The sequence below is a fragment of the Undibacterium sp. Ren11W genome (genome assembly GCF_049340485.1).
Lineage (GTDB): Bacteria > Pseudomonadota > Gammaproteobacteria > Burkholderiales > Burkholderiaceae_D > Undibacterium.
This window is the reverse complement of record NZ_JBMPPB010000021.1, coordinates 1-1,553: the sequence shown is the minus strand read 5'-3', so window position 1 is coordinate 1,553 and position 1,553 is coordinate 1. Positions and strand designations below refer to the sequence as shown.

Sequence of the window (1,553 nt, the reverse complement as noted above, 5' to 3'; positions counted from 1 at the left end):
CCGCAAATGGAATGAACACCTTCCACCCGGATGAAAGAGTAACGGCAGTGTAATTGGGCAATAGTGAGAGAAAAAAGGAAGGATTCTCACAACCCAACGGCATCGATGTGCCAAAGTGGAGCTGTAACACCAAACCACTTGAGAGAAGGAGAATCCAAATGAATCATACCGTATACGGCATCGACATTGCCAAGAGCGTATTTCAGTTGCACTGGGTTGATCAGGAAACCGGTGAGGTTTTCAATAAACAGCTCAAACGCGCGAAATTTCTCGACTATTTTGTGAATCGAACATCCTCTCTGATCGGCATGGAAGCCTGTGGTGGTGCGCAGCACTGGGGCCGGCAACTGACTGCAATGGGCCATCACGTCAAGCTCATGCCAGGTAAAGCGGTCAAGGCTTTTGTGATGGGCAACAAGAATGACGCAGCCGATGCGCGTGCCATCAGAATGGCCGTGCAGCAGCCAGGTATCAAAGCGGTGGCGATTAAAACAGAAGCACAACAAGCGGTGCCGGCACTACACCGGATGCGTCAGCAACTGATTAAATTTCGCACGATGCAAAGTAATGAACTGCGCGGGTTATTGACGGAATTTGGCTAAGTCATGGCGGTCGGCCGCGCCGCGCTCAATGCGGCCATGCCGGGTATTCTGGTGCGCCTCGATGAGCGCTTACCGGCCTTCCTGATCGATACGCTACGCGAACGGTGGAACATGCTCGGTACACTCGATCATCAGGTCGCAGACATTGAGCGGCGATTACAGACCTGGATGAAAGAAGACCAGGCCAGCCAAGACATCGCAGAAATACCCGGTGTGGGCTTAATAACGGCCACAGCGGTCGTCGCTACCGTGGGCAATGCCACCGTGTTCAGCTCGGGACGGCAATTCGCTGCCTGGCTGGGCATCGTTCCCGGGCAAACTGGCACGGGTGGCAAGGTGAGATTGCTAGGCATCAGCAAGCGCGGCGACACCTACTTACGCACGCTGCTGATCCACGGTGCCCAATCCGTTCTGGAGCATAGCAAGGAGCCGGGTGCATGGCTACAAGGGATCAACCTGCGGCGGCCAAAAAATGTCGTGGTCGTGGCACTGGCGAACAAAATGGCCCGGACCATCTGGGCACTTCTGGCGCACGGAAAAAAGTATGATCGTGGGGATGTCAGTAGGAAGCCGGTCGACGTACCCACCGCGGCGAGCGTTCATGGTCTTGTGATGGACCACGCCCGCCGCCGTGGATAAGTCTACGGTATTTCATGGCTCAGTTTGAACTCTCGGAGAGAGTCAGTGGTAAAGCAAGAAAAAGAAGTTAACAGTTTGCGTAAGGCTATTTTAGTGTGATGGCAAATAGGTCAGACCGTGATTCACCAAACCTGTATGCGGGTTAGGGCTAACAGCCCGTGCTGCAAATGAGGCGTGAGTCAGCAGATTCCATCAGGGCCCGCAGGGTATTTCTCTGCTCTAAGGCCGGATATAAAACTGCAGCTTTACCTATTTAATAAAACATAAAAAATATCTTGGCAAATGGAAGGTGTTCATATAAAACCCGCATGG

1 pseudogene is annotated in these 1,553 nt (G+C 53.0%); it reads left to right on the top strand.

The annotated features are described in order from the left end of the window. The first annotated feature begins 158 nt into the window (after positions 1-158). Positions 159-1,241 (top strand): annotated as a pseudogene (locus ACO0K8_RS22275) (IS110 family transposase). The last annotated feature ends 312 nt before the right edge of the window (positions 1,242-1,553 follow it).